The sequence below is a fragment of the Aeromicrobium sp. UBA7512 genome (assembly GCF_002476985.1).
Classification (GTDB): domain Bacteria; phylum Actinomycetota; class Actinomycetes; order Propionibacteriales; family Nocardioidaceae; genus Aeromicrobium; species Aeromicrobium phoceense.
Genome location: NZ_DLNK01000006.1, coordinates 286,240 through 303,463, shown reverse-complemented (window position 1 = coordinate 303,463; position 17,224 = coordinate 286,240). Strand labels below are relative to the sequence as shown.

Here is a 17,224-nt window from a genome sequence, read left to right as displayed (position 1 = left end):
ACCACCGAGCCCACCACGGAACCCACCACCGAACCGACCACCGAGCCCACCACGCAGCCGACCGACAGCACGGTGCGAGCCACGGCGACCACGAGCTGGACCTCGGCGACGTTCGCGTTCACGGTCGGCCCCGACGTCCGGCCCGGCCAGACGGTGCAGATGCGCGTCACGTTCACCGGCGGCTTCCCGGGTGTCGAGCTCATCACCGGGTGGTCCGGCTGGACGTGCACGCGGGCCAGCCAGTTCAGCCCCACGCTGAACTGCGCCCAGCCGGTCGCGGCGAACCGCACCCTGCCGGCGCTGCGGATCAACACGCTGTGGTTCCCCCAGGGCAACTACTCGGTCACCAGCGGCGGCACGTCGCTCTCGGGCACCTTCGGCTGAGCGGACCTCGGCAGCAGGGCCGCTCTGCGGCATGATGAACCCATGACTCTCCTGCGCGCGGTGGCCCGTCCGATGCTCGCCTCGATGTTCATCTCCGGCGGGGTGATGGCGCTGCGCAAGCCCGGCGCGCTCGCCCACAAGGCCCAGCCCGTGGCCGACGTGCTGCGCAAGGTCGCGCCCCAGGCGAATCTCTCGCCGACGAATCTGATCCGGCTGAACTCGGCGGTGCACGTGGCCGCCGGCGCCACGCTGGCCACCGGCCACCTCCCGCGCACCTCCGCGCTCGTGCTGGCCGCCACGATGCCCGCCACCACGGTGGCCGGGCACCCGTTCTGGAACGAGACCGATCCCGTCGCCCGCAAGAACCAGTTCACCCACTTCATGAAGAACGTGTCGCTCACCGGCGGCCTGCTGCTGTCGACCCTCGACCCGGATCCGCACAAGCCGTGGCTCGGCCGGCGTGCGAGGAACACCGCCCTCGCGGCCAAGGACACGATCGTCGACCAGCTCGACGACCTGCGGGGATGAGGATGGACTGGAACGCTCCCCATCCCTCGGCGCCCGTCGACTCCGAGGTGCTGCTGCCGGGCTCGAAGTCCCAGACCAACCGCGCCCTCGTGCTGGCGGCCCTCGCCGACGGGCCCTCCACCGTCCACCTGCCCCTGGCCGCCCGCGACACCGAGCTGATGGCCGACGCGCTCGTGTCGCTCGGAGCCCGCATCGAGCGAGGACCTGAGTCCTGGTCGGTCACCCCGATCGAGCCGGTCGGGTCGGCCGAGGTGGACTGCGGCCTGGCGGGCACGGTGATGCGCTTCGTGCCCCCCGTGGCGGCTCTCGGCACCGGTCCGGCACGGTTCGACGGCGACCCCCGAGCCCGCGAGCGTCCGATGGCCACCACCATCTCGAGCCTGCGCGACCTCGGCGTGCGGGTGGACGACGACGGGCGGGGCAGCCTGCCGTTCACGGTGCACGGCGCCTCCGCGGTCCGCGGCGGCGACCTCACGGTCGACGCCTCCGCATCCAGTCAGTTCGTGTCGGCGCTGCTGCTCGTCGCGCCCCGCTTCACCGAGGGACTCGACCTACGCCACGAGGGCGGGTCCCTCCCCTCGCTCCCCCACGTCGCGATGACCGTCACCGAGCTGCGCCGCCGCGGCGTGGTCGTCGACGAGGCACCGGGTCGCTGGCACGTCCGGCCCGGACCGGTGAAGGCGCTCGACGTCACGATCGAGCCCGACCTGTCCAACGCCGGCCCGTTCGTCGCGGCGGCGCTCGCCACCGGTGGCCGGGTGCGTGTGCGGAACTGGCCCGAGCACACCGACCAGGCCGGGGACGCCTGGCGCAAGCTCGCCGTGGCGTTCGGCGGCCGCGCCGAGCGCGACGGCAGCGACCTCGTCGTCACCGGTCCCGAGCGCCTCGCGGGCGTCGACCTCGACCTCCACGACGTGGGCGAGCTGACCCCCGTGGTCGCTGCCCTGGCCGCTCTCGCCGAGGGCCCCAGCCGGCTGACCGGGATCGGCCACCTGCGGGGCCACGAGACCGATCGCCTTGCCGCGCTGGCCACGGAGATCAACCGGCTCGGCGGCTCCGTGCAGGAGCAGCCCGACGGCCTCAGCATCACGCCAGCCCCCCTGCGCGGCGGCAGCTTCGCCACCTACGACGACCACCGCATGGCCCACGCCGCCGCCGTGATCGGCCTGCGCGTTCCGGGCGTCGTCGTGGAGAACATCGGCACCACCGCCAAGACGTATCCCGGGTTCGCCGACGACTGGGGACGGTTGGTGCCGTGAGGGACGAGGACGCCCAGTACGAGCGCCCGCGCCGGCGCACCCGTCCACGCACGAAGGACCGGCCCGACTACTCCGACGCGGTCGTCGCCGTCGTCACCACGGTGGATCGTGGCCGCTACACGCTGCTGTTCGACGACGGCACCGTCGTCACCGCCATGAAGTCTCGACCGCTGGGACGCCAGGGCGTCGTGGTGGGCGACGAGGTGCGCGTGGTGGGCGACGTCTCCGGCCAGCCCGGCAGCCTCGCCCGCATCGTGGAGGTCCGCGACCGCCGCACGGTGCTGCGCCGCAGCGCCGACGACGACGACCCGATCGAGCGCGTCGTCGTGGCCAACGCCGACCAGCTGGTGATCGTCACCGCGCTGGCCGACCCGCCGCCGCGTCCTGGCCTGATCGATCGCTGCCTCGTCGCGGCCTACGACGCCGGCATGGACCCGGCCGTGTGCCTGACGAAGGTCGACCTCGCGCCGGCCGACGAGATCGTCGCCCAGCTGAAGCCGCTGGACGTGCGCACCGTGACGACCCGTCAGGACGGCGACCTGGAGCCGCTGCGCGACCTGCTGCGCGATCGCACCAGCGTGCTGATCGGCCACAGCGGCGTCGGCAAGTCCACCCTCGTCAACGCCCTCGTGCCCGAGGCGCACCGCACCACGAGCCACGTCAACGAGGTCACGGGCCGCGGCCGCCACACGTCGACCTCGGCGATGATCCTGCCGCTGCCCTTCGGCGGACGGATCGTGGACACCCCCGGGTTCCGCTCGTTCGGCCTGGCCCACGTGGACATCGAGCGGATCCTGCGCGCCTTCGCCGACCTGAACACCGCCGCCCGCGACTGCCCCCGGGGCTGCACGCACCTGGCCGGGGAGCCCGAGTGCGCCCTCGACGTGGCCGCCGCGAACGGCGAGATCGACCCGGCGCGACTCCAGTCGTTCCGGCGCATCATGGCCAGCCGGTCGCTCGCCGACGAGTACTGACCTGCGCGAGGAGGCCAGACCGTAGGGTGGGCCCATGGCCAACCCGTACCTGGACGACCTGCGCCTGGCCCACGTCCTGGCCGACTCCGCCGACAACCTCAGCATGGACCGCTTCGGAGCCCTCGACCTCGAGGTCTCCACGAAGCCCGACATGACGTACGTGACGGAGTCCGACCGTGCGGTCGAGGACGCGATCCGCCGCACGCTCAAGACCTCCCGCGGACGCGACATCGTCCTGGGCGAGGAGTCCGGCGAGACCGAGGGCACGGCCGAGAACGCCGACCGGCGCTGGATCATCGACCCGATCGACGGCACCTCCAACTTCGTCCGCGGAGTCCCCGTGTGGGCCACGCTCATCGCCCTCGAGGAGGCCGGCGAGATCGTCGTCGGCTGCGTCTCGGCGCCGGCCATCGGCCGCCGCTGGTGGGCCATGAAGGGCGACGGCGCCCACACCGGCAAGTCCTTCCGTCAGACGCGGCCCATCCACGTGTCCGGGGTCCGCGAGCTGACCGCCGCGTCGCTGTCGTACTCCTCGGCCCCCAGCTGGAGCCAGATCGGACGCCAGGGCGAGTTCGACGCGCTGCTGCGCCAGTGCTGGCGCACGCGCGCCTACGGCGACTTCTGGTCGTACATGATGGTGGCCGAGGGCGCGGTCGACATCGCGGCCGAGCCCGAGCTGAACGTCTGGGACATGGCGGCGCTCGACATCATCGTGCGTGAGGCCGGCGGCCAGTTCACGAGCCTCGCCGGTGAGCCCGGACCCTGGGGCGCCAACGCGGTGGCCACGAACGGGCGCCTGCACGACACGGTGATGGCCTACCTCGGCCACTTCCCCGACGACGAGCCCTCGTGGCCCGACGAGCCCGAGGAGGGCGACGGCGAGCAGCTCGCCGACAACGTCACGCGACTGCGCTTCACCCGCGACGACTGACCCTCGAGATCGGCACCTGCGCCCGGGTGTGATGCGGGCTACACTGCCGATCACATCGAGGAGGCACCATATGCGTGTTCGTGACGTACTCAGCGCCAAGGGCAGTTCGGCGGTGTTCACCATCTCGCCCGATGCCACGGTCGACGAGCTGCTGGACCTGCTCGCCGAGCACAACATCGGCGCCCTGGTGGTCAGCCCGGACGGGAAGTCGATGGCGGGCATCGTGTCCGAGCGCGACATCGTCCGCAAGCTGCGCGCGCTGCCCGATCCGCGCGAGGCGACCGTCCAGCAGATCATGACCACCGACGTGCAGGTGTGCACGCCCGAGGACTCGTTCGGATCGCTCATGAGCTCGATGACCGAGCACCGCGTCCGGCACATCCCCGTCCTCGAGGACGACGAGATCGTCGGCGTGCTGAGCATCGGCGACGCCGTGAAGTTCCGGATGGACCAGCTGGAGTTCGAGCGCGACCAGCTCACCCACTACGTCCAGGGCTGACCCGCGTCGCGCTGCCCCGGGGCACCCGTGTGCCCGTACTCACGTTGCATGACGATATAGATTCGATATATCGTTAATGCATCGGTACCGCACTGGTGCCGAGGAACACCGAAAGGGGACGAGCATGCACAGCACTCCTCCCGAACCCGCCGGCCAGCACCGGCACCCCCGCCGCGGGCGTCGCCCCGGCGGACCCCGTGACTTCGACTGGGACCTCGGTCCCGGCCGGACGGGCCGCCCCGGACCTCGTGGTCCGCGCCGCGGCCGCAAGGGTGGCGACGTCCGCGCCGCCGCTCTCCTGCTGCTGGACGAGGCACCCGCCCACGGGTACCACCTGATCCAGCAGATCGCCGCGCGCAGCGAAGGCGCCTGGTCGCCGAGCCCCGGCTCGATCTACCCGGTCCTGCAGCAGCTCGAGGACGAGGGCTTCGTCGAGTTCGAGCGCGTCGACGGTCGCAAGACCGCGACCCTCACCGACGAGGGGAAGTCCTACGTCGAGGAGCACCGCGAGGCGCTCGGCGAGCCGTGGAACCCCGAGCAGCTCCGGCGCGGCGGCGACGCCGAGTCGACTGCCCTCATCACGTCGCTCAAGACGCTCTCGGCGGCCGCCCGCCAGGTCATGACGGTCGGCACGCCGGCCCAGCAGGCGAAGGCGGTCGACGTCGTCAACGAGGCCCGGCGCCAGCTGTACGGCCTCCTCGCGGACGATGACGCCTGACGGTCGCATCCGGCTGCCCGAGTCGGAGCTGAGCTGGCGCTTCAGCCGCTCCTCCGGCCCGGGCGGCCAGCACGTCAACACCACCGAGACGCGGGTCGAGGTCCTGTGGTCCCCCACCGACAGCACCGTGCTGACCCCGGACCAGCGGGATCGTGTCGCCGCGCGCCTGCGTGGCCGGCTCGTCGACGGCAAGGTCTCGGTCGTCTCGTCCACCCACCGCTCGCAGCTGCGCAACCGTGAGGACGCCGTCCTGCGGCTCGAGCAGCTCGTGACCGAGGCCCTGCGCCCGGCCAAGCGCCGCCGGCCCACCCGGCCGACGCGCGGCTCGGTCGAACGTCGCCTGGACGCCAAGAAGCGGCGCAGCCAGGTCAAGCGCGACCGCCGCGACTGGTGAATCCCGCAGCATCCCCCTCGGGGGCCCACTGACCGATAGCCTGCGCTCCATGGAACCGGGCACGCTGATCTCGCTGGCCGCCGTCGTCACCATCGTCACGATCAACATCGCGGCGATCGGCATCATCCCAGAGGGTCGCCGCCCGCAGACCGCGATGGCGTGGCTGATCCTCATCGTGTTCGCGCCGTTCCTGGGCCTGGTGGCGTTCCTGTTCTTCGGCAGCGCCCGCATCGGCCACCAGCGCCACCGCCAGCTCACCGCCGCCAACGCCGTCATCGCGCGGCAGACCGAGGCCCTGACCAGCAAGCTGCCGGACGACGCGCCCGACTACCTGCCGCCCATCGTCCGGCTCAACCAGCGCCTGGCGTCGATGCCGCTCACCGCGGGCAACCACGTCACGCTGCTGCCGGACTACCAGGAGTCCATCGACGAGATGATCGCGGCGATCGACACCGCGCAGCGGCACGTGCACGTCGAGTTCTACATCATGGCGCTCGACGAGATGACGATCCCGTTCTTCGACGCCCTCGACCGCGCCACCGCGCGCGGCGTCACGGTGCGGCTGCTGTTCGACCACCTCGGCACCCGCGGGATCCCGGGGTACAAGGACCTCAAGAAACGGCTCGCCGCCTCGGACATCCAGTGGCACCTGATGATGCCGCTGCTGCCGCTGAAGCGGCGCTTCCGCCGGCCCGACCTGCGCAACCACCGCAAGCTGCTCGTGGTGGACGACGTGGTCGGCTTCACCGGATCGCTCAACCTGACGCACCCCTCGTACAACAAGCCCAAGAACCTCGCCGTCGGGCGTGCCTGGGTGGAGCTGTGGATGCGCCTCGAGGGCCCGGTCGTCGCCACGATCGACGCGCTGTTCGCGGCGGACTGGGCGCTGGAGACCTCCGAGGTGCTCGAGGTCGAGATGCAGGCGGTCGACCAGACCCCGCACTCCCCGCGCGACGTGGTGGGCGTCCACGCCCAGCTGGTGCCCAGCGGTCCGGGTTTCGAGGCGGAGAACAACCTGCGCCTGTTCACGTCGCTGATCTACAGCGCGCGGCACCGGATCAGCCTGACCAGCCCCTACTTCGTGCCGGACGAGACGCTGCTCTACGCGGTCACCACGGCCGCCCAGCGCGGCGTCGACGTGGAGCTCTTCGTCAGCGAGCAGGCCGACCAGTTCATGGTCGGGCACGCCCAGGCGTCCTACTACCGCGAGCTGCTGGAGGCGGGCGTGCGCATCTGGCTGTACCCCAAGCCGTTCGTGCTGCACGCGAAGCACTTCAGCATCGACGAGGACATCGCCGTGGTCGGCACCAGCAACATGGACATGCGCTCGTTCGCACTGAACTACGAGATGAGCCTGATGGTGCCCGACCGTGGCGTGGTCGAGCGCATCCGCGTGGTCGAGGACACCTACCGCGACCTCTCGCGCGAGCTGCTGCTCGAGGAGTGGGAGGAGCGGCCGGCCGGCACGCGCTTCGTCGACAACGCGATGCGGCTGACCGCGACCCTCCAGTGAGGGATCAGGCGGGGCGCCCGAAGACCTGCACGGTGTAGGTGCGGCCGCCGGCCTTGGCCACGCCGATGCCCAGCCGCGTGTACTTGCGGTTCAGCATGTTGCGCCGGTGGCCGGGCGACTTGAGCCACGCCTTGACGTTGGCCTTCGGCGAGGTGAAGCCCGTGGCGACGTTCTCGCCGACGCGGCTGAGGTCGCACGCACGCAGGATCGGGCCGAGATCCTGGTGGTAGATCTTGCGCTTCTTGGCCATCCGGTTGGCCTGGCGCTGCGCGTAGCGGTCGATGCACTTCTGGTACTTCAGCTTCTTGATGTCGCGGAACGCGCGCGACGTGTTCGTCTGCTGGTGCAGCTTCTTGCCGAACGTGGCGTTGGACATCGCCGACGCCTGCGGGGCGGCCGGGACGACCACCAGCGCGAGGGCTACCAGGAATGCCGAAAGAATGTGGCGCATGCGTCCAGTGTGACCAGAAGCACGGGTCACGATCAACCTTCCGCCTGCGATCGCAGGGGTCAGGCGCCCGAGTACCCGTTCAGCAGCGCGAAGAACACGCCGATCGCGATGCCCGCGGCGATCAGTCCCACCAGGGCACCGAGGCCCACGAGGCGACTCCGGCTGTGGGGACGGCTGGACACCCCGGGCACGAGCGCCCACATCAGCATGCCCGCCACCACCATCACCGCGATGAACAGCGGCAGGATCAGGCCCTCGGCGGTGTCGTCCAGCACCGCCGCGGTGGCCGGGAACAGGCCGAGCGCGAGCAGGAAGAGGATGCCGGCGACGGCGAAGCGCCGATAGCCCCGGCGCTCGGTGGGCGAGTACTGCTCCATGCCCCGAACCTACTGCGCCACGCGGTCGGTCCGCACCCGCTGCGCAGGGCTGCGCGCCGGCCCCGCCTGGGGCAGGATCGAACCAGACCGAAGGAGGCACCATGACCACGAGCCCCGACGAGCCGCTGCCTGACAGCCCCCTGCCCGACAGCCCCCTGGAGGACGGCGATCCCGACCTCGAGCCCGCGGCCGACCCCGCGGACGCCGTCGACCAGCGCCGCGAAGCCTGGCAGAACGACGACGACCTGCTCGTCCCCGACCCCGATCGCCCGGTTCCGGTGGACGAGGACGAGAACGGCTGATCCGCTAGACCATCCCAGAGGTGTCCAGCGCCTGGCCGATGGCGTAGGTCAGCACGAGCGCGAGCGCGCCGCCGATCACGAGGCGCAGCGCGGCACGACCCTTCGGCCCGCCCCCGATCTGGGCCGCGACGGAGCCGGTGAGCGCCAGCGCCACCAGGACCGCCACGAACGTCACGCCCACGCGCCACTCGAGTCCGGTGAGCAGCATCGCCGCCAGTGGCAGCAAGCCGCCCAGCGTGAACGCGACCGCCGACGAGAACGCCGCGTGCCACGGACTCACGAGGTCGTCCTCGTCGAGTCCCAGCTCGACCTCGAGGTGGGCGGCGAGCGCGTCGTGCTCCGTCATCTCGCGCGCGGCCTGGCGCGCCGTGGTCGCGCTGATGCCGCGGTCCTGCAGCATCTCGGCGAGCTCGGCGAGCTCGCCCTCGGGGTCGTCGCGCAGCTCGTGCCTCTCGATCGCGATGAGGTTGCGCTCGGAGTCGCGCTGGCTGCTGACCGAGACGTACTCGCCCAGCGCCATCGAGATCGCGCCGCCCACGAGGGCCGCGGTCCCGGCCGTGGCGATCGCGCTCGTGTCGTTCGTGGCGCCGGCGACGCCCACCACGAGCGAGGCCACCGACACGATGCCGTCGTTGGCGCCCAGCACGCCGGCCCGAAGCCAGTTCAGCTTCTGCGACGTGACTCCGGCGTGCGGCTCCTCGACGACCATGACCGCAGGCTAGCCCGTCACAGGCGCACCGACAGCACCGCTCCCAGCCACACCATCGCGGTCACCAGCGCGAGCGCCAGCTCGACGAGGATCGAGATCCCGGTGGCCCGCATGGCGTGCGCCGTGGCCTGCCTCGCGGCGCGCGGGTCACGCAGCCGTTGCAGCTCCGCGAGGTAGGTGCCACCGATGAAGCCGATGAACAGGCCGACGAACGGGATGACGAAGAAGCCGATGATGCCGAGCACGGCACCAACGAGCAGGCTGCGGTTCGGCACACCGCGCGCCTTCAGGTAGCGACCGGCGAGCAGGTACTTCAGCACGAGCGCCGCCACGGTGAGGACCACCGCGACCGCCGCCACGGACCAGCCGAGCGTGCCGCCGGTGACCGCTCCCCAGACGAAGACGGAGGTGCCCACCACGAGCCCGCCGGGGATGACCTGCACCGCGGCGCCGACCAGCCCCGCGAGGATGGCCAGCGCGACCAGGAGGTCGAGCACGGTGCCGCTCACGAGAACGCGCTGATGCCGGTCTCGGCGCGACCGATGATGAGCTTCTGGATCTGGCTGGTGCCCTCGTAGAGCGTCATCACCCGCGCGTCGCGCATGTACTTCTGCACGGGGTACTCGTCGACGTAGCCGTAGCCGCCGAAGGCCTGGATCGCGAGGTTGGCGGCCTTCACGGCGGCCTCGGAGGCGAACAGCTTGGCCTTCGACGCCTCGACGCTGAAGCGCTCACCGCGCTCGATGAGGTCGGCGGCGCGCCACGTGAGCAGCCGCGCGGCATCGGCGTCCACCGACATCTCGGCGATCATGTCCTGCACCATCTGGTAGCTGGCGATCGGCTTGCCGAACTGCTCGCGCGCGGTGGTGTACTCGACCGTGGCCTCCAGGCAGCCCTGGACGATGCCGACGCAGCTGGCGGCGATGCCCACGCGGCCCTTGTCGAGTGCCGTCATCGCGATGCGGAAGCCCTGGCCCTCCTCGCCCAGCAGCGCGTCGGCCGGCACGCGCACGTCGTCGAACGACAGGGCCGCCGTGGCCTGGCCGCGCAGACCGAGCTTGCCCTTCACCTCGGTGGCCTCGAAGCCGGGGGTGTCGGTGGGGACGAGGAACGCCGAGACGCCCTTCGCGCCCGGTCCTCCCGTCCGGGCGAAGACCAGCGCGACGTCGGCCCACGTGCCGTTCGTGATGAAGATCTTGGAGCCGTTGATGACCCAGTCGTCGCCCTCGCGCACCGCACGCGTCTTCAGGTTGCCGGCGTCGGAGCCGTGGTCGGGCTCGGTCAGGCCGAAGCAGCCCAGCTCGCGACCCGAGGCGATGCCCGGCAGCCACCGCTGCTTCTGCTCCTCGGTGCCGAACTGGAGCACCGACTTGCCGCACAGTCCCATCGAGACCGAGACGATGCCGCGGATGGCCGAGTCGGCGCGGCCGAGCTCCTCCATCGCGAGGACGTACGTGACGTAGTCGCCCCCGATACCGCCGTACTCCTCGGGGATCGTGAGGCCGAGGAAGCCGATGTCGCCCAGCTTGGGGATGATCGCGGTGTCGACGGACTCCACGCGGTCCCACTCTGCGCGGTACGGCACGACCTCCTTGTCCAGGAAGTCGCGCGCGAGCGCGCGGAAGCTGCGTTGGTCCTCGTTCAGGCTCAGATCCATGCCCTGATCCTGCCATCGACCTACGATGCAGAGCATGATGCTCCCCGTGCCTCGCACGTCCGATCCTCGCGACGCACCGCCGCTGCGGTGGGGCATCCTCGGCGCCGGGGGCATCGCCGCGGTGATGACCGCTGCGCTGCAGGAGGGCACCACGCAGCAGGTCGTGGCCGTCGGCTCCCGCGACCTCGCGAAGGCGCGCGCGTTCGCCGACCGCTCCGCCATCGCGCGGGCGCACGGCTCGTACGAGGACCTCGTCGGCGATCCCGAGGTCGACGCGGTCTACGTCGCGACACCGCACTCGGCCCACCTCGAGCACGCCCTGCTGGCGATCGGCGCGGGCAAGCACCTGCTGGTCGAGAAGGCGTTCACCCGCAACGCCGCCGAGGCCGACGCGGTGCTGGAGGCCGCCGAGGAGGCGGGCGTGACGTGCGTCGAGGCGATGTGGTCGCGCTTCCTCCCCGGGTACGACGTCGTGAGGAGGGCCGTCGAGGACGGCCTGATCGGCGACGTCCGTTTCGTCCAGGCCGACCACGGGCAGCTGCTCTACCCCGACGGTCCTGCGCGACTGGCCGAGCCGTCGCTCGCCGGCGGCGCACTGCTCGATCTCGGCGTGTACCCGCTGCACCTCGCGGCGATGCTCATGCCGGAGATCGTGGAGGTCCGTGCGACGGGCACCCTCACGCCGCTGGGGGTGGACGAGCAGGAGAACATCGGCCTGCGCGACGCGTCGGGCGCGATCGCGGCCATCAGCGCCACCATGTCCGCGACCTCGCCCACCGTGGCGAGCGTGAGCGGCACCGAGGCCCGGCTCGAGCTCGACGGGCCGTTCTACCAGCCGTCGGCGATCCGTCTGGTCGATCCCGCCGATCGCGTGCTGGACACGTGGGCGCCCGCCTCGCCCGACGCGCACCTGGGCCTGCGGTTCGAGGCTGCCGAGCTCGCCCGGCGCGTGGCCGAGGGCCAGCCGGAGTCGCCGCTGCTGCCGTGGTCGGAGACCCGGCGGGTCATGGGCCTGATGGACGAGGTGCGGGCCCAGCTGGGCATGGTGCTGCCCGGGGAGTAGTCCCTCGCTGAGCGGGGCGGTCGGTCTACGGTGGAGCCCCATGCGTCCCGATCGATCCCGCCGCCGCGCCGCGCCCGCGCTCGTCGCCGTGGCGATCGTCGTCGGCGTCGTGCTGATGGCGCGGCCCCTGAGCGCCACGGACGTCCTGCTGGTCGTCTCGGTCGCCGCGCTCGCGGTGATCGGCGCGCACGAGGCGCTGACCGGATCCCGCCTGCGCGACCGGGTGGTGGGCGGCGTCCTGCTCGTCGCTTCGGTGGTGCTGGCGCTCCAGCCGCACTGGAACGTGCGCGTCCTCGTCACCGTGTTCGCCGTGGTGCTGCTCGGCGAGGGACTCACCCGGGTGAGGCGCCGGCGCTTCCGGTCCGAGCTGGCCCTCGGCGTCGGGCTCGCGATCCTCGGCGTCCTCGCGCTGGCCTGGCCCGACGTCACGGTGTTCGTGATCGGCGTCGTCCTCGGCCTGCGGCTCGTGCTGTTCGGATTCCCGCGGCTGGGGGCGCGCGTCCCGCGGCCCCTCGTCGCGAGCCTCGTGCTGGTGACCGCGGTCGCTCTCGCGGGCTACACGGTCGCCGTCACGGTGGCCGCGCCGAAGCCCGACGGCTTCTACACCGCGCCCGACGAGGCGCCCCGCTCCCCCGGGCTTCTGCTGCGGGCCGAGCCCTTCACCACCGACGTGCCCGAGGGCGCGCGGGCGTGGCGCATCCTCTACAGCACCACGCAGGCGGGCGACGAGCCCACGGTGGCCAGTGCGCTGGTCGCGGTCCCCGAGGAGCGGCTCCGCGCCCGGGCGTCCGTCGTGGCGTGGGCCCACGGCACCACCGGCTTCGACCGGCGGTGCGCGCCGAGCCTGCGCCGCACGCGCACGATCGGCGCCGGTGGCATCGCGGCCGTCCACGCGGCCCTCGACGAGGGCTGGGCGGTCGTCGCGCCCGACTACCCGGGCCTGGGCACGCGCGGCGTCCAGCCGTACCTCATCGGCTCGGGCGAGGCTCGCTCGGTGCTCGACGCCGTCCGAGCCGCGCGGCGCATCCCGCAGCTGTCGCTGTCGAGCGAGACCGTCGTGTGGGGCCACTCCCAAGGTGGCCACGCCGCCCTGTGGACCGCGATGACGCAGCCCGCCTACGCACCCGACGTGCCGCTGGCCGGGGTCGCCGCGATGTCCCCCGTCAGCAGTCCGGCCACGTTCCTGCGCGACCTCCAGCGCCGACCCGTCGGCACGATCTTCGTCGCCTACGCCCTGGCCGCGTACGCGGGGACGTACCCCGACGTGGAGCCCGGCGACTACGTCCGGGCCAGCGCGCGACTGCCGATGGAGCGCATCGCCGACCGGTGCCTGCGGTCCCCCACGTCCAAGGTCTCCGTGACCGAGGCGCGGATCATGGCCGATCGGTTCGTGGCGAACTCGCTGTACGAGGGCGGGCTGGGCCGGCGGCTCAGCGAGAACGACGCGACCGGGACGATGGAGGCGCCCGTCCTGATCGCGCAGGGCGAGCGCGACCGGGTCGTCACGCTCGGACTGCAGGACGCCTACGTGCGCGAGCGCTGCGCGGCCGGCCAGTCCCTGGACTACCGCACCTACGCGGGCCGCGGCCACGGCGACCTGCTGCTCGAGGACTCACCGTTCGTCGACGAGCTGCTCGCGTGGACCGCCGACCGCTTCGCCGGCGAGCCCACCACGACCACCTGCTGACACCGCTCCTCAGGCCACGGAGCCCGTCTGCACGCTCCAGAGGGCGGCGTAGGCACCGCGGGCGGCGACGAGCTCGTCGTGGGTCCCGGCCTCGATGACCTGACCCGCGTCCAGCACCCAGATGCGGTCCGCGTGACGCACCGTGGAGAGTCGGTGGGCCACCATGATCGCGGTGCGGTTGCGGGTGGCGGTCTGCAGCGAGACCTGGATCGCGGCCTCGGTCTCGTTGTCGACCGCGCTCGTGGCCTCGTCGAGGATCAGCACCGCGGGGTCGCGCAGGAGCGCGCGAGCCAGGGCGAGCCGCTGGCGCTGGCCTCCCGAGAGCGTGACGCCCCGCTCCCCCACCCACGTGTCGTAGCCGAGCGGCAGGGCCTCGATGAAGCCGTCGGCGGCGGCCTGGCGGGCCGCCTCGGCGACGGCCTCACGGTCGGCCCCGGGACGCCCGTACGCGATGTTCTCCGCGATCGTGCCGGCGAACAGGAACACGTCCTGCGAGACGTAGCCGATCGAGCCGCGGAGCGACTCCCACTCGAGCTCGCGCAGGTCGCGGCCGTCGAGGCTGACCTCACCGGAGCGCGGGTCGTCGAAGCGCAGCATGAGACGCAGCAGCGACGACTTGCCCGCGCCGGTGGGACCGACGATCGCGTGCATCTCGCCGGCCGGGACCACGAGATCGATGCCGTGCAGCACGTCGGGTCCGTCGGCGTACCCCGCGCGGACCCCGGAGAGCTCGAGGCGCCCGGCCACGGGCGAGGGCAGCGCGACCGTGCCCGCCGGCACGTCGATGGGCTCGTCGATCAGCGCCAGGATGCGTGCGGTCGACGCGCGGCCACGCTGATAGAGGTCGAGCATCTCGGCGATCTCGGTCAGCGGCCACAGCAGGCGCTGGGTCATGAACACCAGGACGGAGTAGAGGCCCACCTCCAGCTCGCCGTTCAGCGTGGCCCAGCCGCCGAAGAGCAGCGTGCACGTGAAGCCGACGAGGATCGCCATCCGCACGAGCGGGACGAACGCCGCCGACGACCGGATCGCGTCGACGTTCGCCTGGCGGTAGCCGGCCGAGGCCTGCTCGACGCGATCGCGCTCGCGATCCTCGGCCGTGAACGCCTTGATCGTGGTGATGCCGCCGAGGTTGGCCGCGATGAGGCCCGACAGGTCGGCCACCCGCTCGCGCACCTGGGCGTAGAGCGGCTCGAGCCGGCGCTGGAACCACAGCGACCCGAACACGATGAGCGGGATCGGCAGGAACGCCAGGAGCAGCAGCTCCCACGACGCGATCGCGAAGACGGCGCCGACCAGCACGATGTTGAGCGCGGTCTGCAGCAGCGCGGGGGCACCGATGTCGAGGAACCGCTCGAGCTGGTTCACGTCGTCGTTGATGGTGGCCAGCGTCGACCCCTGCGGACGGCCCTCGTGCCAGTGCACGTCCAGCCGCTGCGCGTGGTCGTACGCCTCGACGCGCAGGTCGTGCTCCACCGACTGCGCCAGGCCGCGCCACGTGACGGCGGCGAAGTACTGCGACGCCGACTCGACGATCCACACGAGCGCGTTGATCGCGGCCAGCCAGCCCAGCTGGGCGAAGCGCGACTCGACGCCGAGCACCTCCGCCACGAAGGACCCCTCGCCGCGCACCACCACGTCGACCGCGGCACCGATCAGCAGCTCGGGCACCACGTCGGCGACCTTGTTGACCGTGGAGAGCACGACGGCGAGGACGAGCCGCTTGCGGTACCGGTCGTACCGCCGCCACAGCTCCTCCAGGGGCGCGCGTTCGGCGCGGTCGGACATCCGGTGCTCCTCGGTGGGTCGGTGGTTCGGACGGGTCTCAGGCATGGGGCTCGGGGAATCGGGGCAGGTGCCAGTGCCAGCGCATCGCGCCGGCGCGGACCACCAGCACGAGGGCCCCGGCGGACAGCGCGGCGGCCCCGCTGGGCACCGTGGTCTCGAGCAGGATCACGTAGAGCGCCGCCCCCGCGATGGACGCCAGGGCGTAGATCTCGCCCACGAGGACCTGCGGCTTGCGGCGCGCCAGCACGTCGCGGATCACGCCGCCGCCGGTGCCGGTGATGACGCCGAAGACGATCGCCACCCAGGGACGGACGTCCTCCGCGAGGGCGATCGACGCCCCGGTGACGGTGAACGCGGCGAGCCCCACGGCGTCGGCGTAGAGGACGATGCGCCAGGAGTCGACCTTCGACTGCGGATGCCGGGCCGCCACGGCGATCACCACGAGTGACGTCACCGCCGCGACGATCAGCATCCCGGGCGCGCTGACCCACCAGACCGGCTCGATCCCGAGCATCAGGTCGCGCAGCGTGCCGCCGCCGACCGCCACCACGACGGCCAGCACGACGACGCCGAGCCAGTCCATGCCGGCGCGGACGGCCGCGTACCCGCCCGACACCGCGAAGGCGACGATCCCGATGACCTCGGCGGCCGCGAAGAGATCGTCGTTCACGCATCCACCGTAGGGGGCGCTCCAGCCAGTAGCGTGCGCAGCATGGCCCGGACTCCCCCGCCGACCGACCACGCCGCTCGCGTCCTCGCGACCCGCTGGCTGGCCCTCGCCGCGTTCGCGCTGCTCGTCACGACCACGCAGGTCCTGTGGCTCACCTTCGCCGCCGTCACGCCCCAGACGGCCGAGCGCCTGGGCGTCTCGGAGGGGGCCGTCGGCGACCTCGCCGTGGTCAACGCCGCGGCCTTCGTGCTGCTGGCGATCCCCGCCGGGCGCTGGATGGACCGCTCGTACGAGCGCGCCCTCGCGGCGGGTGCCCTGTTCACCGCGGCCGGAGCGATCGTGCGCGCGCTCGACCCGTTGTCGTACGGCACGATCCTGGCGGGCCAGCTGATCATGTCGATCGGACAGCCGCTCGTGCTCAATGCGCTGACGAAGGTGGCGGCGCGCCACTTCCCGCCGCGTGAGCAGACCACCGCCATCTCGGTGGCGGCCGGAGCGCAGTACGCCGGAATCCTCGTGGCGGTGCTGACCTCGAGCCTGCTGGTGGACGCGGGCGGCTTCCGCCTGCTTCTGGTGTCCCACGCGGTCCTCGCGACCGTGGCCGCGACCGCGGTCCTGGCGAGCCTGCGACTGCCGGCCCACTCCGTCGACACCCTCGGCCGCGCCCGCCTGGGCGCGCTGCGCTCGGACCGGCTGGTCTGGAAGATGGCGGGACTGCTGTTCCTGGGCTTCGGGATCTACAACGGGATCGCGACGTGGCTCGACTCGATCCTGGTGGACTTCGGACACCCCGGGCTGGCCGGACCCGTCATCGCCACGATGACCCTGGCGGGTATCGCGGGTGCGGCGGTGCTGCCGAGCCTCGCGGCGGCGCGCGACGCCCGGCGGGCCGTCGCGATCGGCGCGACCGCCACGCTCGCCGTGGTGATGCTGACGCTCGCGGCGATCCAGCCGGTGTGGCTGGTCTACGTGGGCCTGGCGCTCGTCGGCTTCATGCTGATGGGCACGCTGCCGGTGGTGCTCGACTGGTCGGAGGTGCACGTCGGGCCCACGCGCGCCGGCACCGTCACGGGCCTGCTGCTCCTCGCGGGCAACCTCGGCGCGGTGCTCGTGGTGCTGACCGTCCAGCTGGCGATCGGCGACCCGGCCACGGCGCTGCTCGTCATGGCCCTGTGGGCCGTGCCCGGACTCGCGGTGGCGTGGCTGCTCCCGCGCTCGGCGGAGTCCCACACCGAGACGGCCGACCCGCTCGCCCGGTGACCGTGGTTTCGATACGCGGGCTCGTCCCTCGCCCCGCTACTCAACCACCGGCTGCCGACC

At 72.2% G+C, this 17,224-nt stretch carries 19 protein-coding genes and 1 pseudogene; 13 read left to right on the top strand and 7 right to left on the bottom strand.

Annotated elements, in window-relative coordinates; translation table 11 throughout:
* The 9 genes and pseudogenes from B2363_RS10955 to cls form a co-directional block, all read left to right on the top strand.
* Positions 1-384, top strand: a pseudogene (locus tag B2363_RS10955) (hypothetical protein); the annotation flags it as partial.
* 42 nt (positions 385-426) lie between these two features.
* On the top strand, positions 427-912 hold the full coding sequence (locus tag B2363_RS10950; protein ID WP_286930123.1) for a DoxX family protein: 486 nt from the start codon (positions 427-429) through the stop codon (positions 910-912).
* Positions 909-2,171 carry a 3-phosphoshikimate 1-carboxyvinyltransferase gene (gene aroA / locus B2363_RS10945; protein WP_286930122.1) on the top strand — a complete coding sequence of 421 codons (1,263 nt, stop codon included), beginning with the start codon at positions 909-911 and terminating at the stop codon, positions 2,169-2,171. Before B2363_RS10950 ends, aroA begins: the two co-directional genes overlap by 4 nt.
* The gene (gene rsgA / locus B2363_RS10940) at positions 2,168-3,145 is read left to right on the top strand and encodes a ribosome small subunit-dependent GTPase A (RefSeq protein WP_286930121.1); all 978 of its coding nucleotides are present in this window, start codon (positions 2,168-2,170) and stop codon (positions 3,143-3,145) included. Before aroA ends, rsgA begins: the two co-directional genes overlap by 4 nt.
* Positions 3,146-3,179: 34 nt before the next feature.
* Complete coding sequence (gene hisN, locus B2363_RS10935) at positions 3,180-4,076, top strand: histidinol-phosphatase (protein WP_181756536.1); 897 nt, start codon at positions 3,180-3,182, stop codon at positions 4,074-4,076.
* Positions 4,077-4,146: 70 nt separating this feature from the next.
* Positions 4,147-4,575 carry a CBS domain-containing protein gene (locus B2363_RS10930; protein WP_181756535.1) on the top strand — a complete coding sequence of 143 codons (429 nt, stop codon included), beginning with the start codon at positions 4,147-4,149 and terminating at the stop codon, positions 4,573-4,575.
* A gap of 124 nt (positions 4,576-4,699) precedes the next feature.
* The gene (locus B2363_RS10925) at positions 4,700-5,293 is read left to right on the top strand and encodes a PadR family transcriptional regulator (RefSeq protein WP_286930120.1); all 594 of its coding nucleotides are present in this window, start codon (positions 4,700-4,702) and stop codon (positions 5,291-5,293) included.
* Positions 5,283-5,687 (top strand): alternative ribosome rescue aminoacyl-tRNA hydrolase ArfB, encoded by a 405-nt coding sequence (gene arfB, locus B2363_RS10920; RefSeq protein WP_078700480.1) that lies wholly within the window; start codon positions 5,283-5,285, stop codon positions 5,685-5,687. The genes B2363_RS10925 and arfB overlap by 11 nt, the downstream gene beginning before the upstream one ends.
* Before the next feature lie 49 nt (positions 5,688-5,736).
* Positions 5,737-7,200 (top strand): cardiolipin synthase, encoded by a 1,464-nt coding sequence (gene cls / locus B2363_RS10915; RefSeq protein ID WP_286930118.1) that lies wholly within the window; start codon positions 5,737-5,739, stop codon positions 7,198-7,200.
* 4 nt (positions 7,201-7,204) lie between these two features.
* Here cls and B2363_RS10910 read toward each other — a convergent pair whose 3' ends face one another.
* Positions 7,205-7,651: a CAP domain-containing protein gene (locus B2363_RS10910; protein ID WP_286930117.1), complete on the bottom strand. Its 447-nt coding sequence runs from the start codon at positions 7,649-7,651 to the stop codon at positions 7,205-7,207.
* A 59-nt stretch (positions 7,652-7,710) separates the two neighbouring features.
* The gene (locus B2363_RS10905; RefSeq protein ID WP_286930116.1) at positions 7,711-8,028 is read right to left on the bottom strand and encodes a hypothetical protein; all 318 of its coding nucleotides are present in this window, start codon (positions 8,026-8,028) and stop codon (positions 7,711-7,713) included.
* Between the two features lie 101 nt (positions 8,029-8,129).
* On the opposite strand from B2363_RS10905, the gene B2363_RS10900 reads away from it, so the two are divergent.
* Positions 8,130-8,330 carry a hypothetical protein gene (locus B2363_RS10900; RefSeq protein WP_286930115.1) on the top strand — a complete coding sequence of 67 codons (201 nt, stop codon included), beginning with the start codon at positions 8,130-8,132 and terminating at the stop codon, positions 8,328-8,330.
* A 4-nt stretch (positions 8,331-8,334) separates the two neighbouring features.
* On the opposite strand, the gene B2363_RS10895 is transcribed toward B2363_RS10900, so the two are convergent.
* The 3 genes from B2363_RS10895 to B2363_RS10885 are packed head-to-tail and all read right to left on the bottom strand — an operon-like array spanning position 8,335 to position 10,696.
* Positions 8,335-9,039 (bottom strand): VIT1/CCC1 transporter family protein, encoded by a 705-nt coding sequence (locus B2363_RS10895; protein ID WP_286930114.1) that lies wholly within the window; start codon positions 9,037-9,039, stop codon positions 8,335-8,337.
* 17 nt (positions 9,040-9,056) lie between these two features.
* Positions 9,057-9,548 carry a DUF456 domain-containing protein gene (locus B2363_RS10890; RefSeq protein WP_286930113.1) on the bottom strand — a complete coding sequence of 164 codons (492 nt, stop codon included), beginning with the start codon at positions 9,546-9,548 and terminating at the stop codon, positions 9,057-9,059.
* Entirely contained in the window at positions 9,545-10,696 is a 1,152-nt protein-coding gene (locus B2363_RS10885; RefSeq protein WP_078700474.1) for an acyl-CoA dehydrogenase family protein, read from the bottom strand. Before B2363_RS10885 ends, B2363_RS10890 begins: the two co-directional genes overlap by 4 nt.
* A 34-nt stretch (positions 10,697-10,730) precedes the next feature.
* Here B2363_RS10885 and B2363_RS10880 point away from each other — a divergent pair, with 34 nt between their 5' ends.
* On the top strand, positions 10,731-11,759 hold the full coding sequence (locus B2363_RS10880; RefSeq protein ID WP_286930112.1) for a Gfo/Idh/MocA family protein: 1,029 nt from the start codon (positions 10,731-10,733) through the stop codon (positions 11,757-11,759).
* A 40-nt stretch (positions 11,760-11,799) separates the two neighbouring features.
* Positions 11,800-13,446: a lipase family protein gene (locus B2363_RS10875; RefSeq protein WP_286930111.1), complete on the top strand. Its 1,647-nt coding sequence runs from the start codon at positions 11,800-11,802 to the stop codon at positions 13,444-13,446.
* Between the two features lie 9 nt (positions 13,447-13,455).
* Here the strand turns inward: B2363_RS10875 and B2363_RS10870 are convergent, their stop codons facing one another.
* A complete protein-coding gene (locus tag B2363_RS10870; RefSeq protein ID WP_286930110.1) occupies positions 13,456-15,234 on the bottom strand; it encodes an ABC transporter ATP-binding protein in 1,779 nt (592 codons plus the stop codon).
* A gap of 37 nt (positions 15,235-15,271) precedes the next feature.
* A complete protein-coding gene (locus B2363_RS10865) occupies positions 15,272-15,904 on the bottom strand; it encodes a trimeric intracellular cation channel family protein (RefSeq protein ID WP_286930109.1) in 633 nt (210 codons plus the stop codon).
* Positions 15,905-15,946: 42 nt separating this feature from the next.
* Here B2363_RS10865 and B2363_RS10860 point away from each other — a divergent pair, with 42 nt between their 5' ends.
* Positions 15,947-17,164 (top strand): MFS transporter, encoded by a 1,218-nt coding sequence (locus B2363_RS10860; RefSeq protein WP_286930108.1) that lies wholly within the window; start codon positions 15,947-15,949, stop codon positions 17,162-17,164.
* Positions 17,165-17,224: the final 60 nt, after the last annotated feature.